Below are 17,038 nucleotides of genomic sequence, written 5' to 3'. Positions count from 1 at the left end.
GGCCAGGGTTATCCACAACCGTTCATTCAAGGGCGCAAAAGATGTCCGAACTTCGCAAATCGTTTCGCATCAAGATCACTCACGAAAGTTTTGGCGAATGCCTTGGCCAGACCCGCAATCTTTCGGATACAGGCGTCTACGTCAAGCATGCGCGCTTGTCGTCGTTGTCCCGAGGCGCAGTGGTTTATGGTCAAGTGCAGGACTTACCCACAGGTGCTCCGCGGGTGCGCATGGAAGTGGTGCTGGTCGATGCCGATGGCATAGGTTTGCGCTATCTCTGATCAGTGCGACTGGCGTTCAAGCTTTTTCAGAAATACCGTCATCTCTTTCTCTGCTTGCTTGTCGCCATGGGCACGGGCAGCTTCCAGACCTCGTTCCCATGCCTGACGCGCGGCCGCAACGTCCGCGAGTGCCAGATGAGCCTTGCCCAATAGTTTCCAGGCCGCCGAATACTTCGGATCGAATTCGACGCAACGCTGGAAATGCTCGGCCGCCTTGGCGTTTTCCCCCAGATCCAGGTAACCCTTGCCCAGGCCGAAGCGCAGCAATGAGTTATCCACACCCTTGGCGAGCATTTTTTCCAGGGATTCAATCATGGAGGGGACTCCTTGTTGAGGTTTTTCAGGGATGCCTGTGTGTTCTTGAGATCGCTTTCGCGGGCAAGCCCGCTCCCACAGGGTTATGCAGTGAACACTCTCTTGCGTAGGGCCGAGATTCCTGTGGGAGCGGGCTTGCCCGCGAAGAGGCCGGTTCGGTCACCACAAAATACGGATCAGAAGAAGCTCAGCCCCACATGGAACAGCTTTTCCACATCCCGAATATGCTTCTTATCCACAAGGAACAGAATCACATGGTCGCCCGTTTCGATCACTGTGTCGTCGTGGGCAATGATCACTTCTTCATCACGAATGATCGCGCCAATCGTTGTACCCGGCGGCAAGCCGATGTTCTCGATGGCCTTGCCAATCACCTTGCTCGACTTCGCGTCACCATGGGCAATCGCCTCGATGGCCTCCGCCGCGCCGCGGCGCAGTGAGTGCACGCTGACGATATCGCCGCGGCGCACGTGGGCCAGCAAAGTGCCGATGGTCGCCAGTTGCGGGCTGATGGCAATATCGATGTCGCCGCCCTGAATCAAATCAACGTACGCCGGGTTGTTGATGATCGTCATCACCTTCTTCGCGCCGAGGCGCTTGGCCAGCAGCGAAGACATGATGTTGGCTTCGTCATCGTTGGTCAGGGCCAAGAAGATGTCAGCGTCGGCAATGTTCTCTTCCATCAGCAAGTCGCGGTCGGAGGCGCTGCCCTGCAACACCACGGTGCTGTCGAGGGTGTCCGAGAGATGGCGGCAGCGTGCCGGGTTCATCTCGATGATCTTGACCTGGTAGCGACTTTCGATCGCCTCGGCCAGACGCTCACCGATCTGCCCACCGCCGGCAATGACGATACGCTTGTACGTTTCATCCAGACGGCGCATTTCGCTCATCACCGCGCGAATATTCGCTTTGGCGGCGATGAAAAACACTTCGTCGTCGGCCTCGATGACGGTATCGCCCTGAGGCAAAATCGGCCGATCACGACGAAAAATGGCCGCAACACGGGTTTCAACGTTTGGCATGTGCTCGCGTAACTGACGCAGTTGCTGACCCACCAGCGGGCCGCCGTAGTAAGCCTTCACGGCCACCAATTGCGCTTTGCCTTCGGCGAAGTCGATCACCTGCAAGGCGCCCGGATGCTGGATCAGGCGCTTGATGTAGTTGGTGACCACTTGCTCCGGGCTGATCAGCACGTCCACCGGAATCGCGTCGTTATCGAACAACTCGGATCGCGTGAGGTACGCCGCTTCGCGGACCCGGGCAATTTTGGTCGGAGTGTGGAACAGGGTGTGGGCGACCTGACAGGCGACCATATTGGTTTCGTCGCTGTTGGTCACCGCCACCAGCATGTCAGCGTCGTCCGCGCCGGCCTGGCGCAGCACCGTCGGCAATGAGCCGCGGCCCTGCACAGTGCGGATGTCCAGCCGATCGCCGAGGTCACGCAGGCGTTCGCCATCGGTGTCTACCACCGTGATGTCGTTGGCCTCGCTGGCCAAGTGTTCCGCCAGCGAACCGCCGACCTGCCCTGCGCCGAGGATGATGATTTTCATCCAGTCACTCCCTTGAAATCCGGTTAACCGCGCGCGGCGGCGATCTTGATCAGCTTGGCGTAGTAGAAACCGTCGTGACCACCTTCCTGTGCCAGCAACTGTCGACCGTGCGGCTGCTTGATGCCGGCCGTCGTGGCGAGGTCCAGCTCACGGGCACCCGGCGTGCGAGCGAGGAACGCTTCGATGACCTCGGTGTTCTCGGTCGGCAGCGTGGAGCAGGTGGCGTAAAGCAGAATCCCACCGACTTCCAGCGTTATCCACAGGGCATCGAGCAACTCGCCTTGCAGCACTGCCAATGCGGCGATGTCGTCGGGTTGGCGTGTCAGCTTGATGTCCGGGTGACGACGGATCACGCCGGTGGCCGAGCACGGCGCGTCCAGCAAGATGCGTTGAAACGGTTTGCCGTCCCACCAGGTGGCGGTGTCGCGGCCATCGGCGGCGATCAGTTCGGCGCTCAGGCCAAGGCGCGCAAGGTTTTCGCGCACTCGCACCAGACGCTTGGCTTCCAGGTCCACCGCCACGACGCCCGCCAGTTTTGGCTCGGCTTCAAGAATGTGGCAGGTTTTGCCGCCCGGCGCGCAGCAGGCGTCCAGCACCCGTTGGCCTGGCGCCAGGTCGAGCAGGTCGGCGGCCAGTTGTGCCGCTTCGTCCTGCACACTGATCCAGCCTTCGGCGAAGCCGGGCAAGCTGCGCACGTCGGCCGCTGCTTCGAGGATGATGCCGTCCTGGCTGTAAATGCACGGCGTGGCGGCGATACCGGCTTGCGCGAGCAAGCCGAGATAAGCATCGCGAGAATGATGGCGACGGTTGACCCGCAGAATCATCGGCGGATGCGCATTGTTCGCCGCGCAAATGGCTTCCCACTGTTCAGGCCAGAATGCCTTCAGGGATTTCTGCAGCCAGCGCGGATGAGCGGTGCGCACCACCGGATCATGTTCCAGTTCGGCCAGCAGCGCTTCGCTTTCACGCTGGGCGCGGCGCAGCACGGCATTGAGCAACGCCTTGGCCCACGGTTTTTTCAGCTTGTCGGCGCAGCCCACGGTTTCGCCGATGGCGGCGTGGGCCGGAACGCGGGTGTAGAGCAATTGGTAGAGACCGACCAGCAGCAACGCCTCGACATCAGCGTCCGCCGCCTTGAACGGCTTCTGCAGCAACTTGGCCGCCAGCGCCGACAAACGCGGTTGCCAGCGCGCGGTGCCGAATGCCAGGTCCTGGGTGAAGCCGCGATCACGGTCTTCAACCTTGTCCATTTGTGTGGGCAGCGAACTGTTGAGGGATGCCTTACCGTTGAGAACAGCAGCCAGTGCCTTGGCGGCGGCCAGACGCGGATTCATTGAGCGTCCGCCACTTGGCCGAGCTGGGTGCCGACGGCGAATTTCTCACGACGGCTGTTGAACAAGTCGCTGAAGTTCAGCGCCTTGCCGCCAGGCAATTGCAAACGGGTCAGGCACAAGGCGTGCTCCCCGCAGGCGACGATCAAGCCGTCCTTGCTGGCGCTGAGGATTTCCCCCGGTGCGCCCTGCCCTTCGGCCACGCTCGCGGCCAGCATTTTCAGGGCTTCGCCATTGAGCGTGCTGTGAGTGATCGGCCATGGGTTGAAGGCACGGACCAGACGCTCCAGCTCAACCGCCGGGCGGCTCCAATCGATGCGTGCTTCGTCCTTGTTCAATTTGTGCGCGTAGGTGGCAAGACTGTCGTCCTGCACTTCGCCTTTCAGCGTGCCGGCGGCGAGCCCGGCAATCGCCTGAATCACCGCCGGTGGGCCCATTTCGGCCAGACGGTCGTGGAGGCTGCCGCCGGTGTCTTCAGCGGTGATCGGCGTGGTGACTTTGAGCAGCATCGGCCCGGTGTCCAGGCCCAGTTCCATGCGCATCACGGTCACGCCGCTTTCGCTATCGCCCGCTTCGACGGCGCGCTGGATCGGCGCCGCACCGCGCCAGCGCGGCAGCAACGAGGCATGACTGTTGATGCAACCCAGGCGCGGAATATCCAGCACCGCTTGCGGCAGGATCAGGCCGTAGGCGACCACCACCAGCAAGTCCGGCTTGAGCGCAGCCAGTTCGGCCTGGGCGTCTTCGTTGCGCAGGGTGGGCGGTTGCAACACCGGGATGTTGTTTTCCAGCGCGAGTTGCTTGACCGGGCTCGGCATCAGTTTTTGCCCGCGACCTGCCGGACGATCCGGCTGGGTGTAGACCGCGACGATCTCGTAAGGGCTGTCGAGCAGGGCCTTGAGGTGTTCGGCGGCGAATTCCGGGGTGCCGGCAAAGACGATGCGCAGTGGCTCAGTCATGGGAGCAATCTCTGAAAAGAAAAAGGCTTGCCGCGGCAAGCCTTTGAAAGGAGGGCATCAAGCGTTCTGGCGATGGAGCTTTTCCAGTTTCTTCTTGATTCGGTCGCGTTTGAGGTTGGACAGGTAGTCGACGAACAATTTGCCATTCAGGTGGTCGCATTCATGCTGGATGCACACCGCGAGCAGGCCTTCGGCGATCATTTCGTAAGGCTGGCCGTCGCGATCCAGGGCCTTGACCTTGACCTTCTGCGGACGGTCGACGTTTTCGTAGAAACCCGGCACCGAGAGGCAGCCTTCCTGGTATTGCTCCATCTCGTCGGTCAGCGCTTCGAACTCGGGGTTGATGAACACCCGCGGTTCGCTGCGGTCTTCGGAGAGGTCCATCACGACGATACGTTTGTGCACGTTGACCTGGGTCGCGGCGAGGCCGATGCCTGGCGCTTCATACATTGTTTCAAACATATCATCGACCAACTGACGCACTTCGTCGTCCACTACGGTCACCGGTTTGGCGATCGTGCGCAGGCGCGAGTCGGGGAATTCGAGGATGTCTAAAATGGCCATAAGCTTAATTGCTGCACGTGTGAGGTAAAGTCGGGCGATGGCCTGGCGGGTCCGAAGATGCCGGCTACCGTTGTGAAGCGTAGCTCCCTGTTCTTTTCAGAATAGATGAGCGAGCCACGAGGGCTCTGGCGTTTCACGCGAACGCACATAATAAAGGGATTCACCGCATGAGGAAATCACTACTCGCCTTGCTCCTTCTGGCCTCGGCCGGTTTGGCGCACGGGCAGGTGCAACTCAAGGAAGGTTTTCCAGCGCAATATACGGTGGTCGCGGGGGACACACTCTGGGACATTTCAGGAAAATTTCTGCGAGAGCCATGGAAATGGCCGGAGCTGTGGCAGGCCAACCCGCAGATCGAAAACCCCAATCTCATCTATCCCGGCGATTCGTTGTCGCTGGTCTACGTCAATGGCCAGCCGCGCCTGACCCTCAATCGTGGCGCTTCCCGGGGCACCATCAAGCTCTCTCCTCGGGTGCGCAGTGCGCCGGTGGCTGACTCGATCCCGAGCATTCCGTTGAAATCGATCAACAGTTTCTTGTTGAGCAACCGCATCGTCGACAAGGTCGAGGACTTCGACAAGGCGCCCTACATTGTTGCCGGAGATGCCGAACGCGTGCTCAGCGGCACCGGCGATCGCATCTTCGCTCGCGGCCATTTCGATCCGAACCAGCCGGTCTACGGCATCTTCCGTCAGGGCAAGGTCTATACCGATCCCGACAGCAAAGAGTTTCTGGGGATCAACGCCGACGACATCGGCGGCGGTGAGATTGTCGCCACCGAGGGTGATGTCGCCACCCTGGCGCTGCAACGCACGACTCAGGAGGTTCGACTGGGTGACCGTTTGTTCAGTGGGGAAGAGCGATCCATCAACTCGACCTTCATGCCCAGTGCGCCCAAGACACCGGTCAACGGGTTGATTATCGATGTGCCGCGCGGGGTCACCCAGATTGGTGCCCTGGATGTTGTCACGTTGAACAAAGGCCAGCGCGATGGTCTGGTCGAAGGCAACGTGCTGGTGGTGATGAAAACCGGTGAAACCGTGCGTGACCGGATCACCGGTCAACCGTTGAAAATTCCTGATGAGCGTGCGGGATTGCTCATGGTTTTCCGCACCTACGACAAGCTTAGTTACGGTTTGGTGCTCAACGCGTCGCGCTCCTTGGCCGTCATGGACAAGGTGCGAAATCCGTAGGCCTGCTCCACAAGTTACCAACAGAGTTATCCACAGCTTATTCCCGTTTGAACGGGGCTCATAACGATCAAGGATGATCCATGTCGCTGTCTGCCGTCACACCGGTTTCCCCTTCGGAACTGGAAGCTCGTTTACGCCTGCATCGCTTGCCGGAAATCGGTCCTGCGCGCTTTCGCAAATTGCTCGAAGCGTTTGGATCGGCCTCCAAAGCCATCAGCGCACCAGCCAGCGCCTGGCGCTCGTTGGGCTTGCCGCTGGCCTGCGCCGATGCGCGACGAGCCCAGGAAGTACGCGATGGCGCGAGCCACGCATTGGCCTGGCTAGAGCGTTCGGGCCAGCATTTACTGATGTGGGACCAGCCTGACTACCCGGCGCTGCTGGCACAGATCAGCGATGCTCCGCCGCTGTTGTTTGTGGCGGGCGATCCGGGGATTCTGGAAATTCCGCAGCTGGCGATGGTCGGCAGTCGTCGCGCATCACGACCGGGCATGGACACTGCCACGGCGTTTTCGCGCAGTCTGGCCAGTGCCGGTTTCGTCATTACCAGTGGTCTGGCGCTGGGCATCGATGCCGCCGCGCATCAGGCCGCTTTGGACGTGGGCGGGCGAACGGTCGGTGTACTTGGCACGGGACTTGAAAAGTTTTATCCACAGCGCAATCGACGGCTGGCGGACGCCATGATTGCATCGGGTAGCGCGGTGCTTTCCGAGTTCCCGCTGGACGCCGGCCCTAGCGCCAGCAACTTCCCTCGGCGCAACCGGATCATCAGCGGTTTATCCCTGGGTGTGCTGGTGGTCGAGGCCAGTATTGCGAGCGGTTCGTTGATTACCGCGAGACTGGCGGCGGAACAGGGTCGCGAGGTCTACGCGATTCCGGGATCGATCCATCATCCTGGCGCCAAGGGCTGTCATCAATTGATCCGCGACGGCGCGGTGTTGGTGGAAACTATTGAACATATCCTTGAAGCGCTACGCGGCTGGCAACGGTTGCCGTTATCCACAGACACTCCGGCGGTGGCGCACCCGTTGCTCAAGTTGCTCCACGCCGCGCCCCACACCAGTGAAGCATTGTCTGTCAGCAGCGGTTGGGCCTTGTCCAAAGTGCTGGCGGCGTTGACGGAGCTGGAAATGGACGGCCGGGCAGTCTGTGAAAGCGGGCGTTGGTTTGCACGGGTGAGCTAGGTTTTATAAGGAAGATCGGTAAACTGCGCAGAGCCTTATTCCGGAGAGTTTTTCATGGTCAACAGTTGGCGTGTGCAACAAGCCGCACGAGCCATTCGCGCAGGGGCGGTGATTGCCTATCCAACCGAAGCCGTCTGGGGCCTGGGTTGCGACCCGTGGGACGAAGAGGCGGTCTATCGTCTGCTGGCGATCAAGGGTCGGTCAGTGGAAAAAGGGTTGATTCTGGTGGCTGACAACATTCGCCAGTTCGACTTCCTTTTCGAAGACTTTCCTGAATTGTGGATGGATCGCATGGCCAGCACCTGGCCTGGGCCGAACACCTGGCTGGTGCCGCATCAGAATATGTTGCCGCAGTGGATTACCGGCGTGCATGAAACGGTGGCGCTGCGGGTCAGCGATCATCCGTTGGTGAGGGATTTGTGTGCAGTGGTCGGGCCGTTGGTTTCAACGTCGGCCAACCCACAGGGCCAGCCCGCGGCGCGCACGCGAATTCGCGTCGAGCAGTATTTCCGTGGGCAAGTGGATTACGTGTTGGGTGGGAATCTGGGCGGGCGCAAGAATCCGAGCGTGATTCGAGACCTGGCGACCGGTAACGTCATCCGCCCGGATTAAGACCGCGGCGCTGCCAATCGCGAGCAGGCTCGCTCCCACAGTGGATCATTGCCGAACACCCAATCTGTGTTCGCTGAAGATCTCATGTGGGAGCGAGCCTGCTCGCGATGGCGTCCTTCAGGGCAACAAAACCGTCGAGCCAGTCGTACGCCGCGCCGACAACTCAGCCTGCGCTTTCGCCGCTTCAGCCAGCGGATACTTCTGGCTGATGTCCACCTTCAACTTCCCACTGATGATCATCTCGAACAGCTCATCCGCCATGCGCTGCAGGTTCTCTGCATTGTTGGCGTAAGTCGCCAGCGTCGGCCGGGTGACGTACAACGATCCTTTCGCCGCCAAAATCCCCAGGTTCACCCCGTCGACCGCTCCCGACGCATTGCCGAAACTCACCACCAGGCCGCGCGGAGCAACGCTGTCCAGTGACGTCAGCCACGTGTCCTTGCCTACGCCGTCGTACACCACGGGGACTTTTTTCCCGTCAGTCAATTCCAGTACGCGTTGTGCGACATTTTCATGGCTGTAATCGATGGTTGCCCAGGCACCGTTGGCCTTTGCCAGCGCCGCTTTCTGCGCCGAGCTGACCGTTCCGATCAGCTTCACGCCCAGAGCCTTGGCCCATTGGCACGCCAGCGAACCGACACCGCCGGCCGCTGCGTGAAACAGAATGGTTTCACCGCCCTTGAGTTCATAGGTCTGACGCAACAGGTATTGCACGGTCAGGCCTTTGAGCATCACCCCGGCAGCCTGTTCGAAACTGATGGCATCCGGCAGGTGCACCAGATTGGCCTCGGGCAATACATGAACGTCGCTATAAGCGCCCAATGGGCCGCTGCCGTACGCCACACGATCACCGATCTTGAAGCGGGTGACTTCGCTGCCCACTGCCTCGACCACGCCCGCGCCTTCCGCACCCAGGCCCGATGGCAGGGCGGGTGGCGAATAGAGACCACTGCGGTAGTAGGTATCGATGAAGTTCAGGCCGATGGCCTTGTTGGCCACGCGAACCTGCTGCGGGCCGGGCTCGGCGGGTTGATAGTCGACATACTCGAGCACTTCGGGGCCGCCATGGGCGCGAAACTGGATACGCTTTGCCATCAGAACTCTCCTTAGGTCATTTGCGAAGCTCCCTATCGGACTCCTAAGCTTGACCTTCGTCAACTGCGGCAGGCCCATCTGCGATGTTATGCTACGCGCCCATTTGCGCCGGCCCCCGTTCCGATGGAGCGCCGCGTAGCTTTGCCCGATTCAAGGTGATGACATGACGACCCGCACCGAGGCCGTAAAAGCCTACCTGCTCGACCTGCAAGACCGCATTTGCGCAGCCCTGGAAGCCGAAGACGGCGGCACGCACTTCGTCGAAGACGCCTGGGCCCGGCCTGCTGGTGGCGGTGGTCGCACGCGAGTGATCGAAAACGGCGCAGTGATCGAAAAGGGCGGCGTCAACTTTTCCCACGTCTTTGGCAGCGGCCTTCCACCGTCCGCCAGCGCTCATCGACCAGAACTGGCCGGGCGTGGCTTCGAAGCCCTGGGCGTGTCGCTGGTGATTCACCCGCACAACCCACACGTGCCGACTTCCCACGCCAATGTGCGCTTTTTCATCGCGGAAAAAGAAGGTGAAGAGCCGGTCTGGTGGTTCGGCGGCGGCTTCGACCTGACCCCTTATTACGGCAACGTCGATGACTGCGTGCACTGGCACCGAGTCGCCGAGCAGGCATGTGCGCCGTTCGGTCCGGACGTCTACCCGCGTTACAAAGCCTGGTGTGACAGCTACTTCCACATCAAGCACCGTCACGAGCCGCGCGGCATCGGCGGTCTGTTCTTCGATGACTTGAACGAGTGGGACTTCGACACCAGTTTCGCCTTCATGCGCGCCATCGGTGACGCCTACATCGACGCCTACCTGCCGATCATGCAGCGCCGCAAAAAGGATCCCTTCACTGCCAAGCAGCGTGAATTCCAGGAATTCCGTCGCGGGCGCTACGTCGAGTTCAACCTGGTTTACGACCGTGGCACGCTGTTCGGCCTGCAATCGGGCGGGCGCACCGAGTCGATCCTCATGTCGCTGCCGCCGCAAGTGCGCTGGAGCTACGACTGGAAAGCCGAGCCTGGTAGCGAAGAAGCACGCCTGACCGACTACTTCCTGCAAGATCGCGATTGGTTGGCCGAAGCCTGAACGAGGAGTTCTGATGGACCGTTACGTCGTATTCGGTAACCCGATTGGCCACAGCAAGTCGCCGCTGATTCACCGTTTGTTTGCCGAGCAAACCGCTCAGGAACTGGACTACAGCACTTCGCTGGCGCCGCTCGACGATTTTTCCGGCTTCGCCCGGGCATTTTTCCTCGAAGGTCGTGGGGCGAATGTCACGGTGCCGTTCAAGGAAGATGCCTTTCGCCTGGCCGATAGCCTGACGCAACGGGCACAGCGGGCTGGCGCGGTAAACACCTTGAGCAAACTCGACGATGGCACGCTGCTCGGTGACAACACTGACGGTGCCGGGCTGGTGCGCGACTTGACCGTCAACGCCGGTTTCAGCCTCAAGGGTAAACGCATCCTGTTGCTCGGTGCTGGCGGCGCGGTGCGTGGTGCGTTGGAACCGCTGCTGGCGGAGCAGCCGGCGTCGGTAATCATCGCCAACCGCACGGTGGAAAAAGCCGAGCTGCTGGCGGAGCTGTTCTGCGACTTGGGGCCGGTGTCGGCCAGTGGCTTTGACTGGTTGCGCGAGCCGGTGGACCTGATCATCAATGCGACATCGGCGAGTTTGTCGGGTGATGTGCCGCCGATTGCCAGCAGCCTGATCGAAGCGGGCAAAACGGTGTGCTACGACATGATGTACGGCAAAGAGCCGACTTCGTTCTGTCGTTGGGCCAGTGAACACGGCGCGGCAGTGTCGATGGACGGCTTGGGCATGCTGGCTGAACAAGCGGCGGAAGCCTTCTTCCTGTGGCGCGGCGTGCGCCCGGACACGGCGCCGGTGCTGGCCGAACTTCGCCGGCAACTCGCCCTGTAACTACTGTAGGAGCGAGCTTGCTCCCACAGGGGATTTGCGCCATGACGGATCAATCCTCAAACCGGATCGGGCATTTCTCCGCGCCTTCGAGCTTTCTCAGTTCTTCTATCACCGGTGGCCGAGCGCCACGCAGGGTCAGGCTGCGATCCTGGCGTAGAAGCCGTCGCGCTTCCTGGTGCAGCATTTCCACCCCCGAATAGTCGATAAAGTTGATCTGCTGCGCCTCGATCACGACCCGCGCGCCGTGCATGCGTTGCAGACGTACTTGCAGGTAATGGCTGGCGCCGAAAAAGATCGACCCGCCGACCTGCAGAATATCTTCATCGCCTTCGCGCCAATGCTGCACGCGCGGCTGCGAAGTGCGTTTGAGATAGAAGAACAAGGACGCCAGCACCCCGGCGTAAATCGCCGTCTGCAACTCCAGCAGCAGCGTGGCGACACAGGTCAGCGCCATCACCAGGAACTCGGCGCGACTGACCCGCAACAACGCGCGAATGCCGCGATGATCCACCAGGCCCCAGGCGATCAGCAAAATACTGCCTGCCATTGCCGGGATCGGAATGTGTGCGATCAGCACCGCGCCGAAGATCGCGAACAGCGCCACCCACATGGCCGAAAAGACACCAGCCAACGGTGAGCACGCACCCGCTTCGTAGCTCAGGCCCGAACGGGTGAAGGAGCCGGCCGACAGTGATCCGGAAAAGAACGCACCGACAATGTTCGATAATCCCTGGGCGCGGACTTCCTGATTGGCGTCGAGCAATTGCTGAGAGCGCGCCGACAAGGAACGGGCAATCGACAGGCTCGTCACCAACCCGAGCATTCCGACGGCCACGGCGCTGGGCAGCAGGCGCAGGATAAGATCCAGGTCCAGCGGCAGCGGGCTGAACGGCGGCAGTCGCCCGACAAACGCGCTGACCAATTTCACATGACCGAACATCGATGGCCAAACCCACACCAGCAGTCCGCTCAACACCAAGGTGATCAGCAGTGTCGGCCAGCGTGGCAGCAGCATTTTCAGGATCACGCCCACCACGACCGTCGCCACGCCCAGTACCAGTGAAGGCTTGTCCATCGCGCCGAGATGACTCAACAGCATCGTCAGGCTATTTAACGCCGTGGCTTGATTGGGCAGGTCCAGCCCCAGCAGGTTCGGCAGTTGGCCGATGGCAATCACCACCGCCGCGCCGAGGGTGAAACCCAGCACCACCGAGTGCGAGACGAAATTCACCAGTGCGCCAAACCGCAGCAAACCCAGGAGCCACTGGAAAATACCGGCCAGAAAGGTCAGCAACAGGATCAATGTCACGTAATCCTGTGTCGCTGGAACCGCCAGTGGGCTGACGCTCGCGTACAGGACAATGGAAATGGCCGCCGTCGGACCGCAGATCAAATGCCACGACGAACCCCACAGGCAGGCGATCAACACCGGGATGATCGCGGCATAGAGGCCGTATTCGGGCGGGAGACCGGCGATCAGTGCGTAGGCAATGGATTGCGGCAACGCGAGAATGGCGCCACTGAGGCCGACGATCAGGTCGCGGCCGACACTGGCGCGGGTTTGCCGGGGCAACCAGGAAAGGAAGGGGAAGAGTGAATGGCGGCTGGGAAAGGCCATGGATCCTCTCGGATGGGAGTTTACGTAAGGGTATCAGCACCAGACAAAGATCGTTCCCACGTCGTGGCGTCGAACCGACTGATCGTTCCCACGCTCTGCGTCGGAATGCCGCCATGGACGCTCTGCGTCTGCTTCGGAATGTGACGCGGAGCGTCACGGGATGCATTCCCACGCAGACGGTTCGACGCCTCGACGTGGGAACGATCAGCGGCTGGGGTTAAAGCTTGGCTTTTACTGCCGTCAACGCATCCTTTCCATCCACGGTCTTCACGCCGTCAAGCCACTTGTCGAGCACGGCCGGGTTCGCCTTGATCCACGCTTTGGCCGCATCGGCATTGCTGACTTTCTTGTTCACCACCTCGGCCATGATGCTGTTTTCCATCTCCTGAGTGAAACTCAGGTTCGTCAGTAACTTGCCAACGTTCGGACAGGCCTGTGCATAACCTTTGCGCGTCAGCGTGTGGACGCTGCCAGTGTCGCCGAAATACTTCTCGCCGCCCTTCAGGTAATGCATTTTCAACTGCACGTTCATCGGGTGCGGGGTCCAGCCGAGGAAGGTCACGAATTTCTGTTTCTTCACCGCGCGAGACACTTCGGCGAGCATCGCCTGCTCGCTGGATTCGACCAATTTCCATTGACCCATGTCGAAATCATTCTTCTTGATGATCTCTTGCAGCGAAATGTTCGCCGGGGCGCCGGAGCCGATGCCGTAGATCTTCTTGTCGAACTTGTCGGCAAACTTGTTCAGGTCGGAAAAGTTATGCACACCCGCGTCCCACACGTAATCCGGGACTGCCAGCGTGAACTCGGTGCCGTCGAGGTTCTTGGCGAGTTGCGTGACATCGCCGGTGGCCACGAACTTGTCGTAGAACCCCTGCTGCGCCGGCATCCAGTTACCCAGGAACACATCCACCTGGCCATCCTTCAACCCGCCAAAGGTGATCGGCACCGCAAGGGTATCGACCTTGGCCTTGTAGCCCATGCCGTCCAGCAGAAACCCGGTGATGGCGTTGGTCGCGGCGATGTCGCTCCAGCCAGGGTCGGCCATTTTCACCGTGTCGCAGCTTTGGTCGGCGTAGACCGATGCGCTGCCCAGAGCCAAAAGCCCGACCGTCAGTACTGTGGATAACTTTTGCATGGACTTCCCCTTAACATTATTGGTTTTGGCAGGGTTGTGGATAACGTGCTTTGCGCTCCAGGTCATCGAGGTCGATGTGGTTGCGCATGTACTGCTGACTGGCGTCCACCAGCGGCTGGTGATCCCAGCTCTTCAGCTTGCCGATGGTCAACGCATCGGCGACGAAACGCCGGCGTCGCTGGCTGGCGAGCACCTGTTGGTGAATGGCCGGGATGTCCCATTTGGCACGGGCTTGGGCGAGAAAATCCTCGAACAGCTGCCGATGCTGCGGCGATTGGCTGAGTTCTTCTTGCTCGCGCGGGTCATTGTGTACGTCGAAGAGTAGGCAAGGGTCGACTTCGCTGTAGATGAATTTGTAGGCGCCGCGACGAATCATCATCAAAGGACTGATGGTGCCCTCGGCCATGTATTCGCCGAACACTTCGTCGTGACCGCCCTGCCCTTGCAGATGCGGTACCAGCGAGCGGCCGTCCAGCGGCAGGCCTGGCTCCAGCGAACCGCCGGCCAGTTCCACGAAGGTGGGCAGCAGGTCAGCGGTGGAAACGGACGCGCTGACCCGGCCAGCCCCGAATTGCCCCGGCGCACTGATCAGCAAAGGCACTCGCGCGGCCATTTCGAACCAATGCATTTTGTACCAGAGGCCGCGCTCGCCAAGCATGTCGCCGTGATCGCCAGAGAAGACAATGATCGTGTCATCAATCAACCCCGTTTCTTCGAGTGTTTGCAGGAGTTTGCCGACGTTGCTGTCGATATAACTGCAAGCACCGAAGTAAGCGCGTCGCGCGTCGCGAATCTTATCCACAGGCAGCGGCTTGTCCCACAGGTCGTAAACCTTGAGCAAGCGCTGAGAGTGCGGGTCGAGCTCGGCCTGCGCAGGTGTTTCAGGCAACGGGATGTCGGCATCGTCGTACAGGTCCCAGAAAGCCTTGGGAATGGTGTACGGGTCGTGTGGGTGTGTCATCGACACGGTCAGGCAAAACGGCTGATCGCCATCCTCACGGATGTGATCGAACAGGTATTGCTGGGCCTTGAACACCACCTCTTCATCGAAATCCAGCTGATTGGTGCGCACGCACGGCCCGGCTTGCAGCACCGACGACATGTTGTGATACCAGGTCGGACGGACGTCCGGTTCATCCCAATTCACGGCCCAACCGTAGTCGGCCGGGTAAATGTCGCTGGTCAAACGTTCTTCATAACCGTGGAGTTGGTCCGGGCCGCAAAAGTGCATCTTGCCCGAGAGCGCGGTGCGGTAGCCGAGGCGACGCAGGTAGTGGGCATAGGTCGGTACATCGGCGGGAAAATCAGCCGCGTTGTCGTAAGCGCCGATCTTGCTCGGCAATTGACCGCTGACCAGCGTGAAGCGCGATGGCGCGCACAGCGGGCTGTTGCAATAGGCAGCGTCGAACACCACGCCTTCGGCGGCGAGGCGGCTCAAATTAGGCAGTTTGATGGGCGAAGGGCCGTAGAACGGCAACATTGGCGCGGCCATCTGATCGGCCATGATGAAAAGAATATTCTTGCGCTTCATGTGATCGCGGCATTCCATAGTGAATATTTATGCGAGAGTGCTGCAATCGAGCATGGAGTCCATGCTTGTTGTGGTAAAGCCCATGCACGGCAATGACTAGGATAAGCAGAGCTTATGTATGACGCCCTTGGTGATTTGTCGCTGGATTTGCTTCGCGCTTTTGAATCCGCCGCCCGTCAGCGAAGTTTCACCGCGGCCGCCGTGGAGCTTGGCACCACGCAACCGGCCATCAGCCAGCAGATCAAGCGGTTGGAAGAACAACTCGGCACACGGCTGTTCGACCGTATCTATCGCGGTATTGAACTTACGGAAGCCGGGGCCATTCTTTTCGAGCAGGTTCAGCTCGGTTTGCAGAATATCGACGCAGGATTGAGCGCGATAACCGCACAACAGCAACACGAGGTTTTGCAGGTCGCCACCGACTTCGCTTTTGCCGCGTATTGGCTGATGCCGCGATTACACCGCTTTCATGCCGCCAATCCTCAAGTGGATGTGAGCCTGGTCACCAGCGAGCGCAACCACAACATGCTGCGCACCGATATCGACGTGGCGGTGCTGTTCGGCGACGGGCGCTTCAAACAGGGCGAAAGCCATTGGTTGTTCAGCGAAGAAGTGTTTCCGGTGTGCAGCCCGCTGTTGTTGAAGGATCGTCCCCTGCCCTTGCCCGCTCAATCATTGCTGGAATTTCCGCTGCTGCATTTGCGCGGAGAAAACAGCAGTAACTGGTTCGATTGGAGCGGCGTGTTTCGCGAGCTGGGCATCACTTCAGCGCCTGCGCCGGGGCAATTGCGTTTCGATAATTACACGCTGTTGATTCAGGCCGCGATTGGCGGCCAAGGCGTGGCGATCGGCTGGCGTCACCTTGTGGATAACTTGCTGGCACAAGGTTTGTTGTGCCGGCCGATTGCAGACACGGTGATTTCCAGGCTCGGCTATTACGTGGTGTTGCCTCAACGCAAACGGCGGGGGGCGTTGATTCAACAATTTGTCGATTGGTTGATGGCGGAGCAAGCCAGCAGTGCGCAATCGCTTACCGGCCTGGCGTTGCCGTCTATCGCTGTTTAGCGTCCACCGCGACGAAATTGACGTGCTCGCGAACGTGCAGGTTCAGCTGAAGCTCATCGGCAATGCCGACGGCGACGCGGTTCAACCGTTCAAGCGGTTCGGCCAGGCCCGGTTCCAGGCTGCTGCTGACGTGGCTGAAATGTTCGATGGTCAGTCCGGGCACCCCACGCGGCGCGTTCACCAGCGTCCAGTGCAATGCACTGCTTTGCAGTGCTTCGCGGATCTCTTCGGCGGCATGGCGTTGCAGGCGATCTTCAGTCTCAAGATCGTCCAGTACTTCGAAATCTCCCACCAGAAACAGCCGGGAAATACTCGCAGCCTGCATACCGTCGATCAGCGCATCCACGGCCAGCACTTGCTCGACTGGGCCCGGGACGATGGTCTTTTCCACACTGTCGCTGTTGAACGGCAGCCCTGGCGCGTCGAGCAAACAGATAACCGCTGAACTGCCTGCAACGCTTTGCTTCACCCGTTCAGCCTCAAACAGGTCACCGGTCTTGGTGCGCAAACCCGGGCGAGGCGCGAGCGCCGTCAGGTCGTCCAGAATCGCGATGACTTCATGCTGGCGTCGCAGCATTTCAGCCATCAGCGCACTGCCCAGGCTACTCATGGCACCATAGAGCACCACTTTCACTACGGGGGTTTCGGCATTTTTCATGGCTGATTCCTTGTTTTCTACGTATATGGCGTGT

At 60.2% G+C, this 17,038-nt stretch carries 17 protein-coding genes; 7 read left to right on the top strand and 10 right to left on the bottom strand.

The window, feature by feature from the left end:
- The first annotated feature begins 41 nt into the window (after positions 1-41).
- Positions 42-281 (top strand): PilZ domain-containing protein, encoded by a 240-nt coding sequence (locus ACM6I0_RS15620; RefSeq protein WP_414922751.1) that lies wholly within the window; start codon positions 42-44, stop codon positions 279-281.
- On the opposite strand, the gene ACM6I0_RS15615 is transcribed toward ACM6I0_RS15620, so the two are convergent.
- From ACM6I0_RS15615 to def, 5 genes are all read right to left on the bottom strand, one after another.
- Positions 282-596: a tetratricopeptide repeat protein gene (locus ACM6I0_RS15615; protein ID WP_414922750.1), complete on the bottom strand. Its 315-nt coding sequence runs from the start codon at positions 594-596 to the stop codon at positions 282-284.
- Positions 597-772: 176 nt separating this feature from the next.
- Positions 773-2,146: a Trk system potassium transporter TrkA gene (gene trkA, locus ACM6I0_RS15610; RefSeq protein WP_285431476.1), complete on the bottom strand. Its 1,374-nt coding sequence runs from the start codon at positions 2,144-2,146 to the stop codon at positions 773-775.
- Positions 2,147-2,169: 23 nt separating this feature from the next.
- Entirely contained in the window at positions 2,170-3,480 is a 1,311-nt protein-coding gene (gene rsmB / locus ACM6I0_RS15605) for a 16S rRNA (cytosine(967)-C(5))-methyltransferase RsmB (RefSeq protein ID WP_414922749.1), read from the bottom strand.
- A complete protein-coding gene (gene fmt, locus ACM6I0_RS15600; RefSeq protein WP_414922748.1) occupies positions 3,477-4,436 on the bottom strand; it encodes a methionyl-tRNA formyltransferase in 960 nt (319 codons plus the stop codon). Before fmt ends, rsmB begins: the two co-directional genes overlap by 4 nt.
- Positions 4,437-4,493: 57 nt before the next feature.
- Positions 4,494-5,000 carry a peptide deformylase gene (gene def, locus ACM6I0_RS15595; protein ID WP_285431471.1) on the bottom strand — a complete coding sequence of 169 codons (507 nt, stop codon included), beginning with the start codon at positions 4,998-5,000 and terminating at the stop codon, positions 4,494-4,496.
- A 167-nt stretch (positions 5,001-5,167) separates the two neighbouring features.
- On the opposite strand from def, the gene ACM6I0_RS15590 reads away from it, so the two are divergent.
- The 3 genes from ACM6I0_RS15590 (at position 5,168) to ACM6I0_RS15580 (ending at position 7,986) form a co-directional block, all read left to right on the top strand.
- Positions 5,168-6,193, top strand: a complete 1,026-nt coding sequence (locus tag ACM6I0_RS15590) for a LysM peptidoglycan-binding domain-containing protein (RefSeq protein ID WP_414922747.1) — start codon at positions 5,168-5,170, stop codon at positions 6,191-6,193.
- An 80-nt stretch (positions 6,194-6,273) separates the two neighbouring features.
- Entirely contained in the window at positions 6,274-7,374 is a 1,101-nt protein-coding gene (dprA, locus tag ACM6I0_RS15585; RefSeq protein WP_414922746.1) for a DNA-processing protein DprA, read from the top strand.
- 54 nt (positions 7,375-7,428) lie between these two features.
- Entirely contained in the window at positions 7,429-7,986 is a 558-nt protein-coding gene (locus ACM6I0_RS15580; RefSeq protein WP_008155669.1) for an L-threonylcarbamoyladenylate synthase, read from the top strand.
- A 117-nt stretch (positions 7,987-8,103) separates the two neighbouring features.
- Here the strand turns inward: ACM6I0_RS15580 and ACM6I0_RS15575 are convergent, their stop codons facing one another.
- Complete coding sequence (locus ACM6I0_RS15575; protein ID WP_285431465.1) at positions 8,104-9,081, bottom strand: NADPH:quinone reductase; 978 nt, start codon at positions 9,079-9,081, stop codon at positions 8,104-8,106.
- A gap of 163 nt (positions 9,082-9,244) precedes the next feature.
- Here ACM6I0_RS15575 and hemF point away from each other — a divergent pair, with 163 nt between their 5' ends.
- Together hemF and aroE are read left to right on the top strand one after the other, a co-directional pair.
- The gene (gene hemF, locus ACM6I0_RS15570; RefSeq protein WP_414922745.1) at positions 9,245-10,159 is read left to right on the top strand and encodes an oxygen-dependent coproporphyrinogen oxidase; all 915 of its coding nucleotides are present in this window, start codon (positions 9,245-9,247) and stop codon (positions 10,157-10,159) included.
- 13 nt (positions 10,160-10,172) lie between these two features.
- The gene (gene aroE, locus ACM6I0_RS15565; protein ID WP_414922744.1) at positions 10,173-10,994 is read left to right on the top strand and encodes a shikimate dehydrogenase; all 822 of its coding nucleotides are present in this window, start codon (positions 10,173-10,175) and stop codon (positions 10,992-10,994) included.
- A 49-nt stretch (positions 10,995-11,043) separates the two neighbouring features.
- Here the strand turns inward: aroE and ACM6I0_RS15560 are convergent, their stop codons facing one another.
- The 3 genes from ACM6I0_RS15560 to betC form a co-directional block, all read right to left on the bottom strand.
- Entirely contained in the window at positions 11,044-12,612 is a 1,569-nt protein-coding gene (locus tag ACM6I0_RS15560) for a SulP family inorganic anion transporter (protein ID WP_414922743.1), read from the bottom strand.
- Positions 12,613-12,829: 217 nt separating this feature from the next.
- Positions 12,830-13,750: a choline ABC transporter substrate-binding protein gene (choX, locus tag ACM6I0_RS15555; protein WP_285431458.1), complete on the bottom strand. Its 921-nt coding sequence runs from the start codon at positions 13,748-13,750 to the stop codon at positions 12,830-12,832.
- 16 nt (positions 13,751-13,766) lie between these two features.
- The gene (gene betC / locus ACM6I0_RS15550) at positions 13,767-15,281 is read right to left on the bottom strand and encodes a choline-sulfatase (protein WP_414922742.1); all 1,515 of its coding nucleotides are present in this window, start codon (positions 15,279-15,281) and stop codon (positions 13,767-13,769) included.
- Between the two features lie 114 nt (positions 15,282-15,395).
- Here betC and ACM6I0_RS15545 point away from each other — a divergent pair, with 114 nt between their 5' ends.
- Positions 15,396-16,346 (top strand): choline sulfate utilization transcriptional regulator, encoded by a 951-nt coding sequence (locus tag ACM6I0_RS15545; protein ID WP_285431454.1) that lies wholly within the window; start codon positions 15,396-15,398, stop codon positions 16,344-16,346.
- On the opposite strand, the gene ACM6I0_RS15540 is transcribed toward ACM6I0_RS15545, so the two are convergent.
- The gene (locus tag ACM6I0_RS15540) at positions 16,333-17,004 is read right to left on the bottom strand and encodes an NAD(P)-dependent oxidoreductase (protein ID WP_285431453.1); all 672 of its coding nucleotides are present in this window, start codon (positions 17,002-17,004) and stop codon (positions 16,333-16,335) included. The two genes, ACM6I0_RS15545 and ACM6I0_RS15540, sit on opposite strands and share 14 nt — an antisense overlap.
- Positions 17,005-17,038 lie beyond the last annotated feature (34 nt).

It is taken from the genome of Pseudomonas sp. IT-P294 (assembly GCF_949767865.1).
Taxonomy (GTDB): Bacteria; Pseudomonadota; Gammaproteobacteria; order Pseudomonadales; family Pseudomonadaceae; genus Aquipseudomonas.
The sequence above is the reverse complement of the archived record's forward strand: the minus strand, read 5'-3'. Positions and strand labels throughout refer to the sequence as shown.

Excerpts from the sequence above, each read along its gene's own strand:
- dprA (WP_414922746.1), top strand. The coding sequence starts at position 6,274 with ATGTCGCTGTCTGCCGTCACACCGGTTTCCCCTTCGGAACTGGAAGCT.
- ACM6I0_RS15615 (WP_414922750.1), bottom strand. The coding sequence starts at position 596 with ATGATTGAATCCCTGGAAAAAATGCTCGCCAAGGGTGTGGATAACTCA.
- aroE (WP_414922744.1), top strand. The coding sequence starts at position 10,173 with ATGGACCGTTACGTCGTATTCGGTAACCCGATTGGCCACAGCAAGTCG.
- hemF (WP_414922745.1), top strand. The coding sequence starts at position 9,245 with ATGACGACCCGCACCGAGGCCGTAAAAGCCTACCTGCTCGACCTGCAA.
- ACM6I0_RS15575 (WP_285431465.1), bottom strand. The coding sequence starts at position 9,081 with ATGGCAAAGCGTATCCAGTTTCGCGCCCATGGCGGCCCCGAAGTGCTC.
- choX (WP_285431458.1), bottom strand. The coding sequence starts at position 13,750 with ATGCAAAAGTTATCCACAGTACTGACGGTCGGGCTTTTGGCTCTGGGC.
- fmt (WP_414922748.1), bottom strand. The coding sequence starts at position 4,436 with ATGACTGAGCCACTGCGCATCGTCTTTGCCGGCACCCCGGAATTCGCC.
- def (WP_285431471.1), bottom strand. The coding sequence starts at position 5,000 with ATGGCCATTTTAGACATCCTCGAATTCCCCGACTCGCGCCTGCGCACG.
- ACM6I0_RS15540 (WP_285431453.1), bottom strand. The coding sequence starts at position 17,004 with ATGAAAAATGCCGAAACCCCCGTAGTGAAAGTGGTGCTCTATGGTGCC.
- ACM6I0_RS15580 (WP_008155669.1), top strand. The coding sequence starts at position 7,429 with ATGGTCAACAGTTGGCGTGTGCAACAAGCCGCACGAGCCATTCGCGCA.
- ACM6I0_RS15545 (WP_285431454.1), top strand. The coding sequence starts at position 15,396 with ATGTATGACGCCCTTGGTGATTTGTCGCTGGATTTGCTTCGCGCTTTT.
- ACM6I0_RS15620 (WP_414922751.1), top strand. The coding sequence starts at position 42 with ATGTCCGAACTTCGCAAATCGTTTCGCATCAAGATCACTCACGAAAGT.
- ACM6I0_RS15560 (WP_414922743.1), bottom strand. The coding sequence starts at position 12,612 with ATGGCCTTTCCCAGCCGCCATTCACTCTTCCCCTTCCTTTCCTGGTTG.
- trkA (WP_285431476.1), bottom strand. The coding sequence starts at position 2,146 with ATGAAAATCATCATCCTCGGCGCAGGGCAGGTCGGCGGTTCGCTGGCG.
- ACM6I0_RS15590 (WP_414922747.1), top strand. The coding sequence starts at position 5,168 with ATGAGGAAATCACTACTCGCCTTGCTCCTTCTGGCCTCGGCCGGTTTG.
- betC (WP_414922742.1), bottom strand. The coding sequence starts at position 15,281 with ATGAAGCGCAAGAATATTCTTTTCATCATGGCCGATCAGATGGCCGCG.
- rsmB (WP_414922749.1), bottom strand. The coding sequence starts at position 3,480 with ATGAATCCGCGTCTGGCCGCCGCCAAGGCACTGGCTGCTGTTCTCAAC.